General features: G+C 57.6%; 19 protein-coding genes and 5 pseudogenes. 10 read left to right on the top strand and 14 right to left on the bottom strand.

Features of this window, described 5'->3' with window-relative positions; all coding sequences use genetic code 11:
* The first annotated feature begins 942 nt into the window (after positions 1-942).
* The gene (locus DJ69_RS16795) at positions 943-2,397 is read left to right on the top strand and encodes an orc1/cdc6 family replication initiation protein (protein WP_180271859.1); all 1,455 of its coding nucleotides are present in this window, start codon (positions 943-945) and stop codon (positions 2,395-2,397) included.
* A 66-nt stretch (positions 2,398-2,463) separates the two neighbouring features.
* Here the strand turns inward: DJ69_RS16795 and DJ69_RS16790 are convergent, their stop codons facing one another.
* A complete protein-coding gene (locus tag DJ69_RS16790) occupies positions 2,464-3,744 on the bottom strand; it encodes an RNA-guided endonuclease InsQ/TnpB family protein (RefSeq protein ID WP_099256678.1) in 1,281 nt (426 codons plus the stop codon).
* 567 nt (positions 3,745-4,311) lie between these two features.
* Entirely contained in the window at positions 4,312-4,635 is a 324-nt protein-coding gene (locus tag DJ69_RS16785; protein WP_099256677.1) for a hypothetical protein, read from the bottom strand.
* A gap of 314 nt (positions 4,636-4,949) precedes the next feature.
* Between DJ69_RS16785 and DJ69_RS19260 the strand changes: the two are divergent.
* Positions 4,950-5,196 (top strand): annotated as a pseudogene (locus DJ69_RS19260) (hypothetical protein); the annotation flags it as partial.
* A gap of 58 nt (positions 5,197-5,254) precedes the next feature.
* On the opposite strand, the gene DJ69_RS16780 reads toward DJ69_RS19260, so the two are convergent.
* From DJ69_RS16780 to DJ69_RS16770, 3 genes are read right to left on the bottom strand one after another with little or no spacing between them, the layout of a single operon-like run.
* Complete coding sequence (locus tag DJ69_RS16780; protein WP_099256676.1) at positions 5,255-5,650, bottom strand: hypothetical protein; 396 nt, start codon at positions 5,648-5,650, stop codon at positions 5,255-5,257.
* Between the two features lie 45 nt (positions 5,651-5,695).
* A complete protein-coding gene (locus DJ69_RS16775; protein ID WP_099256674.1) occupies positions 5,696-6,079 on the bottom strand; it encodes a Rieske (2Fe-2S) protein in 384 nt (127 codons plus the stop codon).
* Between the two features lie 2 nt (positions 6,080-6,081).
* A complete protein-coding gene (locus tag DJ69_RS16770) occupies positions 6,082-7,194 on the bottom strand; it encodes an amidohydrolase family protein (protein ID WP_099256673.1) in 1,113 nt (370 codons plus the stop codon).
* Positions 7,195-7,465: 271 nt separating this feature from the next.
* Between DJ69_RS16770 and DJ69_RS16765 the strand changes: the two genes are divergently transcribed.
* On the top strand, positions 7,466-8,257 hold the full coding sequence (locus DJ69_RS16765; protein ID WP_099256672.1) for an IclR family transcriptional regulator: 792 nt from the start codon (positions 7,466-7,468) through the stop codon (positions 8,255-8,257).
* 10 nt (positions 8,258-8,267) lie between these two features.
* Here DJ69_RS16765 and DJ69_RS16760 read toward each other — a convergent pair.
* Both DJ69_RS16760 and DJ69_RS16755 read right to left on the bottom strand, forming a co-directional pair.
* Positions 8,268-8,510: pseudogene (locus tag DJ69_RS16760) on the bottom strand (zinc ribbon domain-containing protein); the annotation flags it as partial.
* A gap of 82 nt (positions 8,511-8,592) precedes the next feature.
* Complete coding sequence (locus DJ69_RS16755) at positions 8,593-9,258, bottom strand: hypothetical protein (protein ID WP_099256670.1); 666 nt, start codon at positions 9,256-9,258, stop codon at positions 8,593-8,595.
* A gap of 149 nt (positions 9,259-9,407) precedes the next feature.
* Between DJ69_RS16755 and DJ69_RS16750 the strand changes: the two genes are divergently transcribed.
* The 4 genes from DJ69_RS16750 (at position 9,408) to DJ69_RS16735 (ending at position 11,809) form a co-directional block, all read left to right on the top strand.
* Positions 9,408-9,995: a helix-turn-helix transcriptional regulator gene (locus tag DJ69_RS16750; RefSeq protein WP_099256668.1), complete on the top strand. Its 588-nt coding sequence runs from the start codon at positions 9,408-9,410 to the stop codon at positions 9,993-9,995.
* Positions 9,996-10,161: 166 nt separating this feature from the next.
* Complete coding sequence (locus DJ69_RS16745) at positions 10,162-10,821, top strand: hypothetical protein (RefSeq protein ID WP_099256667.1); 660 nt, start codon at positions 10,162-10,164, stop codon at positions 10,819-10,821.
* Positions 10,822-11,090: 269 nt separating this feature from the next.
* Complete coding sequence (locus DJ69_RS16740; protein ID WP_099256665.1) at positions 11,091-11,462, top strand: MarR family transcriptional regulator; 372 nt, start codon at positions 11,091-11,093, stop codon at positions 11,460-11,462.
* The gene (locus DJ69_RS16735) at positions 11,459-11,809 is read left to right on the top strand and encodes a type II toxin-antitoxin system PemK/MazF family toxin (RefSeq protein ID WP_099256664.1); all 351 of its coding nucleotides are present in this window, start codon (positions 11,459-11,461) and stop codon (positions 11,807-11,809) included. The genes DJ69_RS16740 and DJ69_RS16735 overlap by 4 nt, the downstream gene beginning before the upstream one ends.
* Before the next feature lie 448 nt (positions 11,810-12,257).
* Here the strand turns inward: DJ69_RS16735 and DJ69_RS16725 are convergent, their stop codons facing one another.
* From DJ69_RS16725 to DJ69_RS16705, 7 genes and pseudogenes are all read right to left on the bottom strand, one after another.
* On the bottom strand, positions 12,258-13,724 hold the full coding sequence (locus DJ69_RS16725) for an amidohydrolase family protein (protein ID WP_099256662.1): 1,467 nt from the start codon (positions 13,722-13,724) through the stop codon (positions 12,258-12,260).
* Between the two features lie 400 nt (positions 13,725-14,124).
* Positions 14,125-15,417: a glutamate dehydrogenase GdhB gene (gdhB, locus tag DJ69_RS16720; protein ID WP_099256660.1), complete on the bottom strand. Its 1,293-nt coding sequence runs from the start codon at positions 15,415-15,417 to the stop codon at positions 14,125-14,127.
* Positions 15,418-15,419: 2 nt separating this feature from the next.
* Positions 15,420-15,563 carry a rubrerythrin-like domain-containing protein gene (locus DJ69_RS18055; RefSeq protein ID WP_144050469.1) on the bottom strand — a complete coding sequence of 48 codons (144 nt, stop codon included), beginning with the start codon at positions 15,561-15,563 and terminating at the stop codon, positions 15,420-15,422.
* Positions 15,564-15,759: 196 nt separating this feature from the next.
* Positions 15,760-18,633 carry a bacterio-opsin activator domain-containing protein gene (locus DJ69_RS16715; RefSeq protein WP_099256659.1) on the bottom strand — a complete coding sequence of 958 codons (2,874 nt, stop codon included), beginning with the start codon at positions 18,631-18,633 and terminating at the stop codon, positions 15,760-15,762.
* Between the two features lie 193 nt (positions 18,634-18,826).
* Positions 18,827-19,072 (bottom strand): annotated as a pseudogene (locus DJ69_RS19255) (hypothetical protein); the annotation flags it as partial.
* A gap of 368 nt (positions 19,073-19,440) precedes the next feature.
* Positions 19,441-19,656: a DUF3179 domain-containing (seleno)protein gene (locus DJ69_RS19070; protein WP_394338372.1), complete on the bottom strand. Its 216-nt coding sequence runs from the start codon at positions 19,654-19,656 to the stop codon at positions 19,441-19,443.
* Positions 19,657-19,685: 29 nt separating this feature from the next.
* Positions 19,686-20,471 carry a sulfite exporter TauE/SafE family protein gene (locus tag DJ69_RS16705; protein ID WP_099256658.1) on the bottom strand — a complete coding sequence of 262 codons (786 nt, stop codon included), beginning with the start codon at positions 20,469-20,471 and terminating at the stop codon, positions 19,686-19,688.
* A gap of 102 nt (positions 20,472-20,573) precedes the next feature.
* Here DJ69_RS16705 and DJ69_RS16700 point away from each other — a divergent pair.
* The 3 genes and pseudogenes from DJ69_RS16700 to DJ69_RS16690 form a co-directional block, all read left to right on the top strand.
* Positions 20,574-20,852, top strand: a pseudogene (locus DJ69_RS16700) (dihydrolipoamide dehydrogenase); the annotation flags it as partial.
* Positions 20,818-21,363: an NAD(P)H-hydrate epimerase gene (locus DJ69_RS16695; protein WP_180271858.1), complete on the top strand. Its 546-nt coding sequence runs from the start codon at positions 20,818-20,820 to the stop codon at positions 21,361-21,363. The pseudogene DJ69_RS16700 and the gene DJ69_RS16695, both read left to right, overlap by 35 nt.
* 112 nt (positions 21,364-21,475) lie before the next feature.
* Positions 21,476-21,692 (top strand): annotated as a pseudogene (locus DJ69_RS16690) (IS6 family transposase); the annotation flags it as partial.

Genomic DNA, 21,692 nt, shown 5'->3' with positions numbered 1-21,692 from the left:
TCTCCTACAGAAGAGCGTACACACTATGTGGTCGCGGAGGTTAATACTGGCGGTGAATTGGTGAGAGATCCAGCCGTGGCGTCGTCAGGGGAAATGTACGCTATTGTCTGCTTGACCCCCACCTAAAGACGGGGGTATGCGCTTATAACCCTATCACCTGACGCGTCACATCCTCGGGCCGTTGTCGACGAGCGAAGTCAGATAATACAGCTGAAGTAGAGAACAAAGTAGAACGAGTTCCAAGGATTGTAAATCGGACACCCCTCTATCGATGTGTTCTTAATGTATTGCATCTAACGTGATGCTGCAGACGAAATCTGCTTCTGAGCAAGTGGTGGAACTCATTCGTCTCTTACTCGAGGGTCGAAGACATACACCCCTCTATCGATGTGTTCCGGACAGGTGTAGCCGGTTCTGCCATCGGTTCGAATACGATCGGATTTCAGATATTGAGTAAATACCGGCGTAGAGACCTGATACGGCGACAATAGAGCAGATACGCCAATTAGATATTTGTCAGGATAAAGGCGACAAAATGCGTCTTGTCTGAACACATCGAACACATCGATAGAGGGGTGTGTGTGTTGTGTTAATAAGAAGGAAGAAATAAGAAAGAAGAAGAGATGGAAATAGGCACAAAACGACTGTCTTAGAAGTTTGGAGAAGTCAAATCGTGCGTTGCTAGCGTCTTACTACCGAGTCTTTGTGGACGCTCGCTCAGACATTCGTGTAGATCACTCCCCCCTCGAGGACGCCGAACACATCGATAGAGGGGTGTGTCTGTCGGTGCCCGTGGAAGAACACATCGTTACACGCCGCAGGACGTGCTTTGGCTGTGAGAGCAGACATGGACCTAATCAAACGGTAGAAGTGCCTAAAACGGTTAATCACACTTCGATAGAGGTGCCAACCTTTTTGTTACTAGCCAATATCGTCTGGGGCATGGGTACAGACGACTCCGACGATCCCGATCCGGGATTGCTGGAGGATGAGACGACGGGCCAAACCAACCTCTCAGACGCGACAGCGGAAACGCCAGCATCTTCATCACCGTCCCAAGAAGCGAGCGAGGATCGGTCAGCTGGTGATTCTTCTGAACATTCGTCGCAATCGATTGAGGATATGCTGTTAGAGTTCGACGAGCAGCAGGGACTTATCCGTGATCGGTCACTGCTCGACCCGAACTATGTGGTTGAAGAAGACCGTATTGTGGGCCGTGACGCACAGCTCCAAGAAGTAACGAAGATGCTTCGCGTCGCGCTCGGTGACAACCGACCTCCGAATCTGTTTCTGTACGGTCCGTCTGGAACGGGAAAATCGCTCATCACGAAAGCCGTCTGTAACAACATCAGCCGGATCTGTGTGTCTCGAGATATACGGTTCGGCACGATCGAAGTCAACTGCCAAGATCTCGACACACTCGGTGTTGCCGTGTATGAACTCGCACAACAGGCTGCTGATGAAGCCGGTATCGAGGTCCAAGTGCCAAAGCACGGAGTTGCAACGAAAGAAAAGTGGGATGAGCTCTTCCGCATCGTCAACACGCATTTCGATTCGGTCGTGTTCGTCCTTGATGAGCTCGACATGCTTGTCGGACGGCGCGATAAACAAGAACCCGCATTTTCACGACTGCTGTATCAGCTTTCTCGAGCGGGGGCGAACGACGAACTTGACGCGTACATCTCTGTCGTTGCTATCTCAAACGACACGAAGATGATGGAGGCTGTGGGGAGCCGCGCAGTGAGCTCATTCACACCGGAAGACGTCCACTTTGACGACTACGATGCGGATCAGCTCAAGTCTATTCTTCGTCGGCGCCACGACGCATTTCACGACGATGTCCTCGATGATGACGTGATCCCACTTGCAGCAGCCTTCGCAGCGCAAACACACGGCGATGCACGGAAAGCGATCGATCTCATGCGGGTCGCTGGCGAACTCGCCGAACGAGAAGGGGATGCTCGCGTGCGCGAAGAACACGTCCGGGCCGCCCAGGCAAAGGTCGAAAAGAATCGTGTGTTGGAGGTTGTTCGCGGTATCAGTACACAGAAGAAACTGTGTCTCTATGCCACGGCGGCGGTCGCATCCCAAACGATAGATGGGACAGCGCGGAGTACAACGGGGTATCGGGTGTATCAGTATCTCACCGACGCAATCGGTGCTGATCAGTATCATCAAGAAACCTACGTCAACAAGATGAAAGAGCTCACAACGTACTCGCTTGTTGACTTTGAACGGCGGAGCCATGGCCCCAGCTCTGGGATGTTTCTCGAATTCCAGTTTGGTGAACGTCCAGAGACGATTCTCGAGACGCTTCGAGAGGATTCCCGTATTGAAGCTGTATCCGAAGGCGAGGTTAATTCTGTCGTCAAAGCACAAATCAGAAACCAGACTTGACATCCTCCCCGCGCTGAAGCGCGAGGATTCCCACGGCACCGTACCGCTGGATTGGGATATTGTGGTTTACGACGTAGCCTGTTCTCGCGGTGCAAAGCATCCGCTCTCTGAATCGAACAGGTACGTCGATGGCTGTGCCAACCAGCCGTTACTCCTATTCACCGACAGATTCGGTGAACTCGGAGATACTTTCTGCCGAATGTTCTCAGCGCCGTTCACATCTGCGTTCCCCACTGTACCGCACTCATCGCAGACATACAGTCCGCGTTCAACACGGTTCGCCTTTCGTTCCCGACCACAGCACGAACACGACTTCGAGGTATTCCGCTCAGACACTTTTTCAACCGTGATGCCTTCCATCTCGGCTTTGTATTCGAGAAGGTCGGTGAAGCGGTTGAACGCCCACGAGTGGAGGTCAAGATTACCGTGCGTACCCCAGTTCTTTGACTCGCTGGTCTCCTCATCTTCACGGATGCCGGAGAGATCCCCCACCACCATCGTTCCAATTTCCTCCTCAACACACCGCTGGATGATATGCTTGGAGAGAGTGTGGAAGTAGTGGGTGCGGCGAGACGACTTCTTCTGGTTCAGCCGGGTAGCCTGATCGGAGTCCGAGTCGTCACACCGAGCGATTCGCTTGCTGAAGTAGTAGTCGTCCTGTTTCAAACAGTTGAGTGGGTACAACTCACTGTGGCCGTCCTCGTAGGCGAGTGCGGCGAAGTTGTTGATGCCGAGGTCAACACCGACCGTCTTCTCACCAGGGGCTTCATCCACGTCGATTTCGACCTTGCAGACAAAGTGTAGCTCCCATTCGTCGTCTGCCCAGACAATCTTGACTTGTTGGACGGCCTCCACGGTGGCAAGGTCAACGTCGGGGCGGGTTTGGTACTCACACAGGACAAAATCCGACCAATACCCTTTCAGATTTGACCCTTGTGAGAGTCGAACTCGGTTGTACTGCGTATCGAGTTTGAAGCCAGCGGCTTTGAACGTGACCGTAGAACGTGGGTGTTCGTCGCCGTGTTTGCGGTAGCCGGGCGGGTTCGCTTTCGTATCCCCGTTTTGTCGGTTGCCGTACCAGCCGTTGAACGCCTCAGCAAGTTCTTGAAGGACTCGCTGACTTGACTGCGAATGCAGGTCATCATAGCGTTCGTGGGTTTTGAGATACGTGGTGAGTTCGTTGTGATTGGGGATGTGACCGATTTCATCCCAGATCCGACTGCATGTCCACCGGCCGATGTTCCAGAGTTTCGAGGCGGCGAACCCGAGCGAATCAAGATCGTCTTGCACCCGAGACTGGTTCCGTATGGAAGCAGTGTAGGTGCGAGTAACGACCTGTTTCGCCACATATAACCTATGTTGACCAACTAACCTAAACGCGTGGATTGGAGCCGCGTAGAATATCCAGCCGTGCCATCGGACGGTGGACCGTGAATGGTAGTGTCGGATTCATCCCCACGCTAAAGCGCGAGGCTTTCTCCTCGATTCTCCGTAACTCCAGTTGACAATGGAATAGTAAACTCTGGGTTTACGAGACACCCCTCTATCGATGTGTACAACCCGTCTGGTAGCAAATCACAATTACTGAAAATTCACATTTTCCACCAAATGCATTTATTGACCATTCCTCGTCCACACCCCTTTATCGATGTGTGATGTGCGTTTAGAAGGCTTGAACAGTCGAATTATAGATGTCTGATGTTAACACGACTGAGTAGGATTAGCTATCCTCCCAATGACCTGCAGCCAGTTCGATGCCTAGCCGACACCCCTCTATCGATGTGTACGAGTGTCTGTTGACTGGATACACACCTCTATCGATGTGTACGAGTGTCCGTTGGCTGGATACACCCCTCTATCGATGTGTACGTGCTAGATTGTACATGCCACCGCTAAACAACCCCTCTGAGTCTGCTATTCGTCTGAGCTGACGGGCCCTTTATATTGAGAACGGATTTTTTCGCCATCTCTCCACTGCCAGTAGTAGTAGCGATTGTCGTTGATCTCCTTGATCGTGATCGTCGCTTTAGCAGGAACGTCGGCCGGGAAGTCGTCTGGTCGCTTGTCTTTCTCGTTGTCACCTGATTCCTCCTCGAGGCGCGCCTCACGAGCCTTGTGCTCCGCCAGTTCCTCGGCGTAGCGTGCGACGTGCTGGAGCTGGTCTGGGGAGTAGTCGTTGAGCGTATCGACGGTATCTGTCGAGAGATCCGCCGGCGGCGTCGGTGGCTCGTAGGACATAAGCGATCGTGTTAACCAACAAGGCGTGTGGCGCCATACATTTGTTGGTTAATCAGATACGCTCTTGTGTAGAGTTGCGGAAAACGGTCGATCGCCGATGAGAGGTATGTACTTGAAGAACTGTTTGACGGCTAGCCTCGGCAGAATTCACTCCAGCGAGAAAACACACTAACAGCCACTCTACTGCGGCTCTCCGCGTTTCTACATCAGAGCGGACTCAATTAACCAACGTGGCGATGGATTTCTTCTACTCTGTTGGTTAAGCTTTCAGCGCCTAAGAGGGGCGGAGGCGCGTTCTGACCTCTGTTGAATAAATGACTGAACCCGATCTCAGACGGCTCCCAAGGAAGCCGGGCACGTTGCCAAGCAGGACAATCAGATCGCTCGTACGACAGACAACCGAACCCACGAGCACCTCCGATACACCGTTCTTCGGGTGCTCGAAGGCGAGGTGGACCACCTCCCAGCAGACGGACACCGATCGATGGCGTGACCGTCGGCTACGGGAGCGACGAGGCGATGTTCGATAGCTGGGGCACTAACGGAGACGGGTGGAAGACCGATCGGTGGTATCATACGGAGTAAGTGAGCTTCTCGAAGAATACGGGGCCGATCGCAGTCACAGCTGTGTCTGCACGATGTCCAAGAACTTCTCACTCGTCATCTTGTACAGTGTGTATCCGTCCGACAGCCGCTCCCGCTTGACGGTGGATGCAACTTCACCGTCAACACAAATTTCCCATGTATCTCCATGATCTACGTTGACTCCCACCAATTTGATTTCGATATCGTACGCTGTCTCCATCTGGAAGATTAACGGCGGCACGAGTACGTCGTCTGTAAACCGCGGTGGTCGATACGGAGAGAGATTGTGTTCTCTGAACTCTACGATAGCGTCGTGCCACCAGTCAGGGAGCTGTTCGATATCGACATCTGCATATGGGTCATCGCCGTCGAGCCAGTCCGGTGGTTTGGCATCTTCCAGTACTGAGCGTACCCGATCGCTGTGCACCATGTGGGGAAATTACATTTCTGCTCGAAGCGACTACCTGATTTTAGGCTACAACTCGACGTACAGCTCTCCGTCTAGGATGTGAACGTCGTACGTCGGCAGCCGGTAATCGTCGCTTGCCGTGTGAGTACCGTCAGTGATATCGAACTCCCACCCGTGCCAGGGACACGCGACAATTTCATCATCACACGCCCACGCGAGTTCATCGTCCCCATCGACGTCGAGGGTTCCACTCAACAACCCTTCGCAGGCTGGACCGCCCTGATGCGTACAGTAGTTCGACAGTGCATAAAACTCTCCGTTCGAGTGGAAGACAGCAATCTCCCGGCCCGTAATATCCACGATGATGCGCTCACCGTCAGATATGTCGTCCGCTGCGATGACGTGATGTATGTTACTCTGGTCCGGATCTGGTTGTGTGGACTCACTCATGGTTAGTCGAAGGCGTACACTCGCTCTGCGGTCTTTCCGTAGATGTTCTGGATCTCTTCGCTGGTGAACTCCGAGCGAAGCATCTTCAGTAATTCACCGGTATTATCGAAGTCGAAGTGCGGGTAATCGGAGGAGAACATCAGACTGTCCCCTCCCTCGAAGTGCCGAATCGTCTCAGTGAGATACTGTGGATCATCTAATCCCTCGACCGGTTGGCTCGTCACGTAGAATTGATCTTTGAGATATTCGCTCGGTCGCTTATCGAGCATCGGTGCGTCCCATTTTGCCCCCATATAATCGTGATCGAACCGACGCATGAAGTACGGATACCAGCCGAGACCGGATTCTTGGATGACGAAGTTGAGATCGGGGAACCGTTCGGGGACGCCCCGAGTCAGCATGTCCGCCAGATTCGTCTGGTGCATCATGTTATGTGATGTCGCATGAACAGGAAGTGCTCGATTCATCGCCTGCCACGTGGACGGGAACCGCGTCATCATCGTTCCGGCGGCGTTGTGCATCTTAATTGGCAGCCCTGCCCGTTCGCACGCGTCATAAAGCGGGTAGTAGGACTCGTGACCGAGGAGTGGGTCGACGGACCCGCTCGGGATCATCACCGCCGCAATTCCGTCTTCGTTGGCTCGGCGCTCGACTTCTTCAGCCGCCTTCTGCGGCTTTTGCGGGGCCACGATTGCCGCCCCATATAGGCCGTTTTCAGGGTCGAGAATCTCATCGAGAAGCCAGTTGTTGTACGCCGTCGCGAGTGCGGCTGCGAGGTCATCGTGGTGAACGGCCCCGAGATACAGGTTTTGAGTCGGCGTGATGATCGCTTTATCCCATTCGACCAGGTCTCTTCCCTTCTGGATGTCCTCCTTGGTACGAACGGTTTCCGAGTCAGCTTTTCCGATCGTCACTGAGTACACCATCCCGTGTGCGGGATAGACACGGCCGAGATAGCCGTAGTCGTCGCCTTGTTGGCTATTTAGTAGCTCGTCGAACGGACTCTCGAGGTACGGAAAAATGTCTTCCTGACGCTCCGTCAGGTGAAAGTCTGTGTCGATAATAACTTCCAGATCGTCGATCGACCGTATCTGCTGGTCCGTTATCGAACTCATACTTCTCCCATGGTCGAATACACATATATACACCAAGTAGATTCACGAGAAGAAAACATGGTTTAGCAGTCTTACTGCCTATTTCTCCCTATTTTCTGCTATTGAATATTGTAATAAGAGGTGCGGTGGTGATACGCTCTGGTTCGGATGATTCGACCTCAAAACGAGGTCCCGAGAGTATATTCGAAGTGGCCGTAACGATAAGAAACAATATTCTCATCTATTTCTCATTAGGGAAACTACTTTATACTTCTCGGATTCTCTCTATTTAATGGAAGACTGGAAACCGGGTGGTAGTAGCCCTGAAGCAGATGGATCGACGATACAGAGTATCGACACATCGTTCGCTATCGTTACTGCCCTTCGGGAGACGAACGGCGCCGGTGTGACCGAACTGGCTGAGAGGGCCGACCTCTCAAAAAGTTCAGCTCACAAGCATCTCCGGTCATTGATGAAACACAGCTGTGTCGTAAAGGAAGACGAGGAATACCGACTTGGACTCCGGTATCTCGACTTGGGGGCGCACGTACGTTCGGAGTATCCGGGATCGGCAGAGATCAAACACAAACTCCGTGACCTCGCGGCCGAGACGGGAGAAAGCGCTCAGTTTGCCGTCGAAGAGCGCGGTCATGCGGTCGTTCTCCACCGCGATGTTAGCCATAGTGGTGTCTATTCACGTGGCCGTGAAGGTCGACGCTTCCCGATACATCAGACTGCTGCGGGGAAAGCGATCCTCTCACAACACTCGGACCAGTGGGTTCGCGAAATCGTTGACCGCTACGGACTTCTAGCGGCGACGCCACAGACTATCACTGAAAAAACGGTCTTGTTCGACGAGCTCGCAGAGATCAGGGATCGTGGCGTCGCTTTCAACAGCGAAGAGAGCACCGAAGGACTTCGATCGGTGGCAGCCCCTGTAACAGGGCCCGATGGTGACGTACTTGGTGCATTAGCCGTCGCGGGACCGACACACCGTCTTACTGGTGACCGATTTGATCGGGAACTCCCAAATCTCGTCCGTAGCATCGTGAATGAAATTGAATTGAATCTTGCTCACTCGTGAACTACCCTGCCTACTCAGCCGCTGGCGCGGCTTCCTTGAGGCAGGGACTTCTTGCTTTCACGACGCGCTTTGCAGACACCTGAGTGGTGTCCGTAGGGAGCGCAGTCTCCACAGGCGTTGATTCGGAGCGTCCCGCTACTACTTGTTTCGTACCGCGAGAGAGAATGTTCCACGCCGCATTCGCGTCCCTATCCGCCGTAAAGCCACAAGATGGACAGGAGTGTTCGCGGACCCACAACGGCTTCTCCGTTGAGCTTTCTCAATGCATGCGAACAGATTCGACGATCGAATGCCACTCAGTTTCCCGACTACCTTCCTCAGCAGAGGTGAGACGACTAGGGGTAATCCGAGTGCCAGTCAGAGATGTCGGTGACAGTCTCGCTTTCGATGTCGACTGTGGCGGAGTAATAAACCTCGTCAGTGGCGGAATCGCGAATCCTGACGACGGCCTCGTTTTCGACGTATTCGGATTCACGGTCGATGGTGACTGCGTCCGTCTCGTTACTGTCTTCGACCGTGAGGGTGAACGTCTCCTCTTCCCCAACTTTCTCACCGTCCCTCGAGGTGTTGGTGAGGCCGGTGAAGGAGGTGGTCTGAGCAGAGTCAACGGTCAGTTTGCGAATCGGTCCAACGGTTAGTTCGTACTGACCCAGGTCCTGAAGTGTCTGCTGTACGGTCGCGTTGCCTCGGGCGATTGCTTTGGCCTGGTTGCGTTCGCTGTCCGTCAGTGGGTTCTCGGCTTCCGCGTTCACGTGGTAGGTTCCACTGCCTTGTTGTTCGATCTCGATACTGTCGACCCGGGTCGTATTGTCGAGGAGGATAGCCCGCTGATTGCCCCGTTCGAAGGTGACGTTGTCCTCAGACACGACAAACGCTGCACTCGGTTCGGAGGCGGCGAGGGGAGTCGTCGCACCGACCGCGCTCCCGATGACAGCCAGCGAGACACCGAGGGCGGCGAGGACCACCAACAGAGTGAGGCGGGACCACAGATCGGATGTCATTCGTGACCAGAAGTTGGGTGAAAGACCATATCAGTGCTTCGCGAAACTGGTTGGGAAATGGTTAGAAATGCGTTTCACAGGCGTTTCACCCCGGTTTCACAGCGAAAGAACGATACGCATTAGACGGAGTCCTCACTAACCCTGACCATATGGACCTGTCAGCCCTCCACGGTAAGCGCCTGATCGCGGCGTCCGTGTTCGTTGCCGCGGTCCTCGTGCTTGCCGTCCAACTGATCACTCCCTCACCGGTTATGGTCTCTATCGGCGACAGCAGCACACAAACCACCCAGCTCGGCCAGTACTTCACCTACACCGATGTCGCCCTCATCACGGTCGCGGCCTCCCTCCTCGGTGCCAGCGGCACCTACCTCTTACTCCACGACTACCCCACCCCAGTCCCGACAACCGAGACAGCGACACCGAATACCATCGCAAACGGCGGAGAACGCCCACCGACACGACAAGCAATCAGTGACGGACACGGTAGCGGCACTGTCCAGCGCGACACCCCGGACCCTGAAGAGCGGTGGGAGGAGACGGTTGGCCGGCTACGTAACAACGAGGAAACAGTTTACGCCGTCGTGCTCGACGCCGACGGTAAACTTCCACAACGAGATATCGTCGAGGGGACCGAGTTGTCCAAGGCCACGGTCAGCCGAACCTTGGATACCCTCGAAAGCAAGGACTTGGTCGAACGGAAGCGTAACGGGATGGGCAACGTCGTCGTCCTTACGTAGTTCTCGGTTGACTACTGGGTGAAACGGGTTGTGAACCGGTTCCGTAACACATTTCCAATCAATCACTTTCAGGTCTTTCATCTAACGGTCTACGTGGAGAGCACCACTCCTTCAGGGTCTGGAGGCTTCGGTGGTGTCTCCACACTACAAGGTGAATTGACGCACTATGCGCACGAAACTTGCCGTCCTCGCGGTCGCCGCACTACTCGCTCTTGGGACTGGTAGTGCCGTCGCCGCTATGGATGGACCGACGACCGACGTAGCATCGGATGATGCATTGCCAGCCAACTACACCGTCGACGTCATCACTCCCGGAGAAGTGAGCGATGAAGAGGTTGACCGGGCTATTGAGACGGCTTGGATGAACCATACGGTCCGGAGTTACTTCGACGAGGGTGCCGCCGTCCATTTCGAAGCCTCGGCCTCCGGGTTGGACGAAGACACGATCCGCGTCAAGATTGCTCCACTCAAGGAGCCAGACGAGACAAGGGTCATCGCAGATGTCGATCTTCCCGGGAAACAGGTCACCTCCACCGATGAACCGGTGAAACTCAACGCGTCCAACGCTATCACGATCAACACGAGCGACTACGACCTCAACGATACGGAGCAGAGTCAGGACACGAACGGTGAAGAGAACGCCACGCGTCTCACCGATGCCCAAGCCACCCAGATAGAGCTCAACGAGACCTCGATCGAACGCGGCGAGAACGGCTCCTTCACCGTTGAAGTCGAAGACGATGACGGAACCAGCGCGACAGTCTTATCGGACGAGATCATCAGGACCGACCTCTCACCAGCGAACCGGACGGTCAGGGGCGAATAAGACCGACCAACACTAAGATACGTTCTCTCACTTTCTTTCCCTGTGTCCTTATGACGGAGATTGTTCCGGAGTAGTTCTGAAGTGAATACTCACAACCCCGCCAACTTCCCTGTAGTCTCAACTTCTCCGCTCAGACAGTAGTTGAGATCGGTCGGCCCAATGGATGCGATTCTTGAGCTACCTCGGGGTCAGCAATGATGTCTCTTCGCCATTTTCGGAGCTTTCACTCCTAACACTCTTTACAGCAGATGACGTATCCCTACGTAACGATGTCTATCGACCGAGAGACCTTCGAGAACACGAGTGAGGACGAGCTCGCGGACCTTTCCGTCCCGGATCAGGTCCTTGGGTTCCTCGCCGCTAACGAGGATCGGGCGTTCAAGGCCCGTGAAATCGCCTCCCAGATTGGCGTCGACGAGGGTGCAGTCAGCACTGCACTCTCGCGGCTGAAGGATCGTGGTCTGGTCGAACACAAGGCGACGTACTGGGCGGTAACCAACGACGCCGGACGACTCGACGGATACTGCGGGTACGAACGAGCAACGGCGCTGTTCAACGATCAGCTGGGTGCGGAGGACAAGGATTCTTGGCGTGAGCATGCACCGCAGGAACCACACCCGAGCGTCAAGGACGAACAGTGACCGACGAAGAGACACCGATTTTCGAGCGGGGTGATATCGTCTACGGGGATGATCCGTTCAAAGGCGAGGAAGACGCCCGGCCGTGGCTTATTCTCTCGAATCACAAGGGGCGGCCGTTTCACGGCGATCAGTATCTCGTGCTGACGTTGACGTCGAAATCTTGGATGGGAGATCTCATCGACATCCCGGGGGAGAGTTGGCTTCGTGGTGGGACGCCCGATGGGAGTCGGATCGTCCCGTGGGGCGTCCAATCGATCGACCACGAAGATATCGACCTCTGGCAGGGTCGTCTTGACAGCGACCTCGTCGACGAGGCGGTCGCTGCCCCCGTCGAAGAGTTGCAGTAGCTGATCTATACGGGACTAACCAGAATCTACAGGCGGAGCAGACCAGGTGCCTCGCGGCTTGACCCCGAGGTGAACGCTTGCTAACGCTGTTGTCTGCTACCGTAGTATCTCGGGTTATGGTGGCTGAGCGAGGGCGTATAGAGTTCCGTTGGTTGTTTGTGCAAACATTTGCTCATCACCGGCACTGAGAAGCGATCTCTCACTGGAAATCGTCGTCTGAGCTTGCTCACATGAAGGGAGTCTATCAACCCACGTAACCCGTCTGGCATCTGTTCCGACAATGAACCTGTCCAAGTCCGAAATTGTTCGTGCTACGGGCTCGCAAAGCCGCTCTCATACCGTACCCCAACACTCCCTGTCGTCTCAACTTCCCCGCACTACCTCTCGTTGCGAACGCCAGAATCTGTGCATCGATTGTGGTCGTTTCGGACTGGCCCACCGACTTGTCTCAGAACGGGTATTTATCCTCGATCGACTGAAACGCGAGCCGCCCGAGCAACTGAGCAGGGCCGCGCTTCGGCAGATCGCGAGCGACATCCACTTTGCTCGGTGGCTCACTGCCACCGATCCCGAGTTCCCAGTCGGTCTCCGACGCGAAGCGGTCGACCGCGGATTCGACCTGCTCGCGCACCGCCTCGGCATCCATCGTCTCGATCTCGCCATTCTGCATCAGCACGTTGCCGTCGACGATGACCGTCTCCACGTCCGCCGGTGCCGCGTTGTTAGCGACCTGCGCCGGGATATTGGTCAGCGGCGTGAACTTCGGCTTCTCTACGTCGAGCACGATGACGTCGGCGCGCTTGCCGGACTCGATGCTGCCGATCTCGTCGCCCACGCCGAGGGCTTCTGCACCCTCGATAGTGAGCATCCGCACCAGCTCCATCGAGTGGTACTGGCCGGTCGACCGCTTGAGATTGGCCGCGAGCCGTGCCTGCCGCGCCTCGCCGAACAGGTTGTAGGAGTCGTGCCAGTAGTGGTCGTCGATACCGAGACCGACGTCGACGCCCGCGTCTCGAAGTTCCGGCACCGGCGTCCACTGCACGTCGCCGTCCGTGTTCCAGTAACAGAAGATGGACGGACAGTGTGCGACCGATGCGTCAGCCTCGGCAGTCCGTCGGATGTCCTCGCCGTCGGCCAGCCGGAAGTGCGCGGCTACCAGTCGGTCGTCCAGCAGGCCGACGTCGTCGAGGAGGGCGAGTGAGTCGTCGGCGCCGTTCGACCGGGCCATCTTGCTGCTCGCCTCGAGTTCCAGCAGGTGGGTGTGAACGAGCAGGTCGGGGTACTCGGCGGCGAGTCCAGCAGTGCGCTCCCACATCTCGTGAGTACACGACCAGTCGTCGTGGGGGTTGATCGTCGCTCGGATTCGTCCGTCGTAGGTGTCGTGGTACTCGTCGATGAACTCGCGGGCGCGGGCGAACTGGTCGTCGACGGGGACGTCCCAGAACAGATCGGAGAGCGCCACGCCGAAGAACCCGCGGAGGCCCACCTCGCCGAACGTCTCCGCGCCCGCGCTCGGCCGGACGTCCATGGAGTTGACGGTGGTGACGCCACCCGCGAGGAAGTTCAGTGCCGCGAGTTCGTACCCCGCCTCGGTGAGGTAGTCGTACTCGCCCTCGGCGATGTGGCCGAAGATGGCGGTCATCCCGCTCATCATCTCCGTCAGGTCGAGGTCGCTGAACGCGCCGATCAGCGGCGTCAGTTCGAGATGGGTGTGGGCGTTGACGAGCCCCGGCATCACGAGCTTGCCCTCGCCGTCGATGACGCGAGTCGCATCGATGTCCGCATCGTCGTCACGAGACGCTCGCACATCGGTGAGGCGGCCATCCTCGATGAGTACCGTCCCCCGCTCGTAGAGCCGGTTTCGGTCATCGACCGTGAGGACATATGCGTCGTGAATCGCGATGTCAGCGTCCATTTTCGTTCAGCTATTAGCGGACTTCTTATTGAAATATCCTTCTTGGAACACTACACAAGATGAAACAGCCGGTCGCTGAAGAGTGCTACTGGAAACAGTTGAAACAACTCGACTTCCGGCATTTCCGTACAACAGTAGCGATCGGATCAAATCCTCTCAATAGACAGGTCGAGTGCGACAGCAAGCATCGTCGACAGGACGAAGACAGTCGTTCCGAGATTGACAATCGTGTCGACCGCGTCTACTACCATCTATTTGGCATCGATATGGGGGCAGTCATTTTCAATCGCTGAACGGAATATACACCGAGGACTCATTCGGACGGGTCGTCTTTGTCGCCGAAAAGCAGAGATGAGGAGAGAAGCCAACGATTTCTCCTCAATATCGGCCATCGTCGGGACTACGGCCAGAGCCCGCGTGTCTCGTGAGCTTCGGCAATTCGAGAGAGTGCGACGATGTACGCAGCGTCACGCCACGTCACGTCCCGTGTATCGAACTCCTCGCGCACGTCGCTCCAAGCCGCCAGCATCTCCGTCTCCAGTTCGTCATTGACGCGCTCCAGCGACCACGATCGGCGGTTGATATCCTGGAGCCACTCGAAGTAGCTGACGGTCACACCGCCGGCGTTCGCGAGGATGTCCGGAATCACCGGAATGTCGCGCTCGGCGAAGATTTCGCTCGCCGCAGTCGTCGTCGGACCGTTCGCGCCCTCGATGATGATGTCCGCGGCGACGTCGCCGGCGTTGGCCGCCGTCAGTACGTTCCCGATTGCCGCTGGAATCACCACGTCGACGTCAAGTTCCAGCAACTCCTCGTTACTCACGGTCTCGGGCGCCTCGTGGCCCATCACCGCTTCGGGCTCCTCGTGGTGGGAGGGGATGGCGTGTGTATCCAAGCCGTTGGCGTCGTAGACGCCACCGTTGACGTCGCTGACGGCAACCACGTTCGCACCCCAGTCGTCAAGGAGGTGGGCGGCGTTCGACCCGACGCTGCCGTACCCCTGGATGGCGACATCAGTCTCCTTGATATCCTTGTCGTAGTAGTCGATCACCTCGCGCGTGATGATGGCGACGCTCCGCCCGGGCGCCCCATCACGTCCCTTGCTGCCGCCGACGATCGGAGGTTTCCCCGTGACAACGCCGGGGATGGTTTCGCCCTCCTGCATTGAGTAGGCGTCCATCAGCCAGGCCATCGTCTGCGGGTCCGTCCCCATGTCAGGGGCAGGAATGTCTTTCGTTGGCCCGATTACGGACCGAATCTCGTCGGTGAACCGGCGCGTCAACTGCTCTTTCTCGTCGGCGGTGAGGTCCTTAGGATTGACGGCGATACCGCCTTTCGCGCCGCCGAACGGGATGTCCATCACCGCGCACTTCCAGGTCATCCACATCCCGAGTCCGACGCACTCCTCGCGCGTGACCTCGGGATGGTACCGGAGTCCGCCCTTGAACGGGCCGCGGACGCTATCGTGTTGGGCCCGGTATCCGGTGTAGACCTCGACATCACCGTTCTCGCGTTCGATCGGGACGGTGACTTCGTGGACCTTCTTCGGATGTTTGAGGCGCTCGACGATGTGCTGGTCGATGTCGAGGTGGCCGGCGGCGTGTTGGAGCTGGCGGCGAGCCGTCTCCAGAGCGGACTCTTCCTCGGTCGGTTCCTCCGGCGTCTCGTCGGGTGTCGTTGATGTCGAAGCCATTTTTATTCGAACGGCGTCCGTCGATTCCGCATCTCACCTGCGCAGTCCGGGCACGTGCCAGGGTTCTCTTCTGCAACGACCACATTCCCGCATTCGAAACACTCGTATGGCGATTCCTCGGCCGAGTTTTGATCGACATCTCTCATGGCTAATCGCGAGTCCCAGCACCGTCGGGCGGGGTACTCTACTCGCCAATAATGAGGATAGAAGGGAATACTCGGTAGTTGAACACTGAACCGTAGTTCAGCGCAGGTGTTTACTATTCAAGCGGTAGTCGATATTGACGTGGATAGGCTGCAAGATGGGCTCGAAGACTAGAATCGGCCCAGAAACGCGGAGGAGTCATTCGGTGTGTCCTACAGCGACCGGTGTATGGTCGTCGACGAGCGCCGCGAACAATTTTCGCTGTGCAGATCTGATATGTTGATAGAACGCCTGCGGTGAGATACCTAACGAGTCCGCGACAGCCTCGCCGTCGGCCTTCCGTGGTGATTCGAAGAACCCACTGTAGTACGCCGTCTCGAGGACTTCGAGCTGTCTGTCCGTCAGGCGATTGAGGACGGACGCGTAGAACCCGTGTTCCGAGGCCTGTTTCCGGGTCTGCTTCGACACCAGAGCAGTATCACCAAACCGGTCAGTGAGCAACTGCGTTACGTGCCGAACGTCACCACTTGCTGGCAGATCGACGACTAGCGTCGTACCTGTGGCCGTAGCTGTCACACTCCGAAGGACAGCCCCGTGACCAGCGAGCTCCGTCGCGAGGAAGGGTTCAGTCAGCCGAAGTCGTAACACACCGCCAGCCTCGCCGCCGCGTATCTGCTGGACGTCTTTGACGACCGTGAGACCATCTGTTGCGTCGACGACTCTCTCAAGTGATGCGTCATCCACGGTGACAAACACGAAGTTCCCGGTAGCGGTCTGCTGGACACCACCTTCGTAAGTCAGCGTGCAGTCGGCCGCTGCTGCCAGTTGCGTGAGCACGAACGACGGGTCGCTCACCTCGTACTCGATCCGGGTCATTGACGTCGTGAGCAGCGCCTGCTTGCGCTCGGTCGCGCTGATCGCGGCAGCAATCGTTTCCCCGAGCTCCGAAACCACCGTCTGAATGGTTTCGCCGAACGCGTCAGGTGTCTCCGCGTACACAGTCAAGACCCCGTACGAGAGGTCGTTATACACCAACGGAACACTCAACACGGATAGGAAGTCACGGGAAATCGCGTCCTTGCGCCAAGAGGCCGCATGAAGGTCAGTCGCGACGTTCGAGATGTGTGTCACCTCGCCTGTTGTCGCCGTTCGACCAGCCGGCTCGACCGTCTCCTCGGAGACGTGGAACGATTGGGTATCGAGGTATCCCTGATCGGTCCCTGCCCATGCCTGTGGCGTCACCGTTTTCCCCGCGTCGTCGAGCGTACCAATCCACGCGAACTGGAAGCGGCCATCAGCAGTGAGCTGCTCGCAGACGGTGTGGTCAATCTGCTCGCGAGTTTCAGCTTCCACGAGTGCTTGGTCAATTTCGCGGATAGTCTCGTTGATCCGGTTTAACGTCGTGAGCTGGTCGTTCTGGCGTTGCAGTTCGCGATCCTGTTCGCGCAGCTGTGACTCGCGGCTGACACGGTCGAGGGCCGCTTCAGCGGTCGCCGCCAGCAGGTCGGCGAGTTCCCGCGTAACGTCGTCGAAGGCGCCGATTTCTGTCGACCCGGTTATAAACACGCCGTGGTTCCCGAGCGGAATATAGGCGACACTTCGGATTTCAGTCGCGGGATTAGTGAGACGATCCGCCTCGTGGACGTCTTCGAAGAACAGGGCCTCGTTCTCGACGAAGCTGTGGCTCGTGAGGTCGTGGCCGTCCGCGTGAACCGCGGGAAGCGGACCGTGAGCGTCCCGCAGTGCCTGTGAGTGGGCAGCCGGCTGGAGGTGGTTGTCGTCGGCGTCGAAGAGGTAGACGGCGCTGGCGTCGAGCCCGAGGACGTCGGGCGTGTCGTCGACGACGTGCTGGGCGATCTCCTGGTGGGTCTCGGCGTACAGGAAGTCCCGAGCGGTCTCTTGGAGCGTCGCCAGTGCCTGTTCGCGCTGTTTGCGCTTCGTAATATCCCGACAGCTGTACAGCACCGTACCGTCTTGGATAGAGACTTCGCGGACGTTTACCAGTAAGGTGTGTTCGCGGCCGGCTTTGTCGATCGCCGTCGTCTCGATGTTCTTCAAAACCCCCGTCTCGGCCAGTTCGTGGCGGTCAAAGAGATCCTCGCCAAGGAGATCCTCGATCGTACCCAACTCTCGGATTTCATCGGCAGTATACCCGAATATGAAGTGGACGTTCGGGCAGACGTACGTGTACTCGCCGTCCTCGTCGGTCATGAGGACGGTATCAGTCATGTTGTTGAGTGTGACGCGGTGCAGTTCCTCCGACCGCCGAAGTTCCCGTTCGAGGTCGACACGCTCGGTGATTTCGACGCTGTCAACGATGATGGAGTCGAGCTCGCCACGTTCGTCGGTGACCGGCTTGACGGAGAGATCCAACACCCGTTCACTAGTTACCGATGCTTGCGTGACGACGGCGTGCCCGAACTTGCCGCGTTGCGCTGCTTCGACAAGCCGGCGGATGTCGTCGCTGGTCTGTGTGTCACTCGACCACCATGGGAGCGTCCAGAATGGGTCACCGACCACGGCGTCAGCGTCGACATTAATAATGTCGCGAGCGGCCTGGTTGACGCGCGTGAGCGTTCCGTCCGTGTCGAGTACCCACGTTGCCGACCGAGTGTCGTGGAAGGTGGCATCGAACTGTCGTGCGCGCTCGCGCTGTGTCGCCGTTCGCTGGGCGTCCCGAAGGGCCCGTTCGGTACGTTGCAGCGCATCGGGAACGATTTCCTCGGGAGGCACACGAACGGCGATATAATCGGAAACACCAGCTTCGATAGCCTCACTAGCGATGACTTCGCTTCCTTCAGCTGTCCCCAGTAGTACGGGAAGCGTCGTGGTTGTGTCGCGAATCCTACGGACGAGATCGATGCCAGTGGTCTCAGGGAGACTATAGTCGGTAACAATACAGTCTACGGTGGTTTCGTGAAGTCTCTCTTGGGCTGCCGTGGCTGTCGAGACTGACTGTACAGTTGCGTCAAACTGAGCCTCGAGCTGGTCAGTATACGCGGCTATCCACGCCGTGTCGCCGACAGTGACGATTGTTGACTGGTCAAGGACACTCTTGGAATTGGGACTCATATGTGGAGGGGGACACTCATCTCGAATCCAAATATAGCGCTACGCAACGTGTTGATATCAACGACTACCCTCTCCACAGTCAAAACCTTCGCTGTTTAATGTTAAACCCCAATTCAATACTAGGGTTTCTAGTTCAACTACCGAACTCCGGTGGCTCTATGTACTCAATGTAGACCATCAACCATCGCTCGGCCTATTCTGCCGGTTGGGTGACTTCACCGTATCGGTGGACCCGGTCGAACGTCACGAGGTACGCGACCCGGTCGCAAACCTCGTCGGTGTCCACCTCCAATTCGGCAGCCAACTCATCGACCGTCATCGGCTCGTCGAGTGCTTGGAGGACTTCGAGCCCCCAGTAGTACCTATTCGTGAGCTCTTGGACACGGGTCTCGATCGGCGTGGTTATCCCGTACCGCTCCTCGAGTTTCTCAACGAGGACGGTGGCTGATGAGGAGGCTCATGATTCTGTGGTTTCGAGTGAGAGCGGCGGTCGCACGAACAACAATGTCGGTTTCGCCGACAGTTGCTTCCACTACACCACCAGCTGCCTCGATGACTGGCAGCGGGAAGCCGAGCGCCCCACCCTCGGCTGGGGTCACTCCGAGAATGGTAGTCTTTGGGTCAAGATCCCCGCGGTCCCACTCACGCTCCGGCCCCTCACCCCGCATCCCTCGGAGGCCGAACGCTTCTCGCTCCGCGTAGACCCTCTACCCCGAATCGTTGTACCCGCTTGCGGCGGCCGATCCACTGGATTCAGGCTGAAGCACCACGCCGTCAGGGTAGGATCGCGGAAGGCAGCGTACGTCGTCATCGGTTCGGAGCGGATCCGGGGTTGCTCACCGGTGAGCTCGCCTGCGATACACTCACCGGTCGACTGTTCCACTCGGATTCGGTCTCATGGTCGTACAACACGAGATCATCATCTGCTAGCTTTCCTGAGACGCCGAAGGCGAGGTACTGGCCGTTAACAGTCGCATCGTAAACCACGCCACTACCACAGATCGGACACCACGTGACAGCGATCGGATCATCACCCTCGTCGCCGACGGCGCTCAGGAGATTCCCGCGCCGCCGAGGATCAGCCGGACACCGATGACCGTCAATAGCCCGAGGACGACCCCGTGCCGGAGGCGCTCGCTCACGCGCTCGCGGAGGCGCTTTCCAACCGCGACACCAGCGACCGCGGGGACCGCAGCGGCGACCGAGGCGAAGGCGAGCCCAAGGTCGGGATAAAGGCCGAGTGCGCCCGCTGCGACGACTCGGAGGCCGTTGATCCCGACGAAGACGAGCGCGACGACGCCGACGAACAGCCCGTGTGAGAGGTCGAAACTGCGAACGAACGCGACGAGTTGTACCCCGACGTTCGTCGCGCCGAACAGGACGCCGGAGACGGCTCCGACGGCCGCCATGACGAGGGGCGTGTCGGCGACCGCCCGCTCGGTCGCGGTCGACGGGGACGGCAGGGGGACGACGCGCTGGGTCGTCGCAACGAACCCGAGCGAGACGAGTCCGAGCAAGATCCGGAGCGGGGGCCCCGGAAGCCTGTCGAGAAGCGCCATCCCCAGAATGGTGCCGACGAGGGCGGCGACGAGTAGCGGCGCGAATCGAGTGCCACAGGTCCGAAGCTCCTCCCGAGTGAGGTCGCCGACGAGTGCGACGTTCACGGCGAACATCGGGATGATCATGAACGCGACGGCGGTCGCGGGGTCGAGCGTCGCGGCGAGTACCATCGTCCCGACGACGGCGAATCCGAATCCCGCGACCCCGTTGACGGCGCCCGCTACACCGATGACGATGGCGATCGTCGCCACCAGTTCGACGGAGAGAGAGAGGGTCATACGCCACAAACGGGACGGTTATTTATAAACGAGAGTCGTTCGTGCGTCGTCGAAACACGCACGAGAGGCGAACCACGTTTCACCGGCCCCGTCAAGCGTCGCGACGGCGAGTATGCCACGAACACGTACGCGTACGAGGAGACGGCCCGCGGCAGCGCGATGCACGCCGAGGGGTTCGTGAAGGTGCTCATCGACCTCGACGGCAACATCGAGGGGTGCCACATCGTCGGTCCCGAGGCGTCGAATCTGATCGAGGAGGTCGTCGCGATGACCGCCGGCTCGGGAACGGTGGCGGACATCCGCGACGCGGTCCACATTCATCCCGCGCTCTCCGAGGTCGTCGACCGTGCCTTCTCGGGACAGTTCTCACGCGGCGGCGGGCTGGCGTGCGCTCGGCATCCGGCGAATCGGAGCCTCTCCGTTCAGGTCGTTCTCGACCGGCCTCGGACCAACGTCGACGGCGTCACCGCGGAACAGCTCCGGATACTGGAAGCGATGGACGTGCCGGTCGAATCGGTCGACGGCGACTCCGACCTCGACGCCGACGCGGCGCTGGGGGGGCGTCGTCGTCGACGCGCTGATCGGCTACGGGCTGGCGGGGACGCCCCGCGGCTCTACCGCGGAGCTAATCGAGGCGGTCTGCGGCGCGGCGAAAACAGTCGTATCGCTCGACGTCCCCTCCGGCACGAACGCGACGACCGGAGAGACACCGGGTGTCGCGGTCGAACCGGACTGCACGGTCACGCTCGCGCTGCCGAAGACGGGACTCCGGGCGGTCGGCGGCGATCTCCTCCTCGCCGATCTCTCGATCCCCTCGACGGTGTACGACCGCCTCGACGTCGAGTACGCGCACCCGTTCGTGGACCGGTTCGCGGTGCCGCTGTCACGGTAGGAAGCGCCGAACGACGAAACACGGAACACCGCGCCGGCTCGTTCGGGTTACCTCCGGCGGTAGTGTTCAGATAAGGATTGAAACGTGAGGCGGTGCGTTTTCAACGTGATCCATGCCCGAAAACGACCGCCTCAGCGGCTATTTAGACGATATCAACTTAGCGTTTGTGGAGCGATGAGCAACACCGCGGCTGTTGACGAAGCTCATAATTCAGCTTCGTTTATACCAATTATCTCTTTTAAATACTGTCTGTTTTCTTGACGTATTCGGTGTTGATAGGGTTCGATCTACCGTTCATAACTGGGTTCATGAGGCCGATCTACAGCCAG

Origin of the sequence: Halorubrum persicum, from assembly GCF_002727125.1 — an archaeon.
In the GTDB taxonomy this organism is placed as follows: domain Archaea; phylum Halobacteriota; class Halobacteria; order Halobacteriales; family Haloferacaceae; genus Halorubrum; species Halorubrum persicum.
The sequence above is the reverse complement of the archived record's forward strand: the minus strand, read 5'-3'. Positions and strand labels throughout refer to the sequence as shown.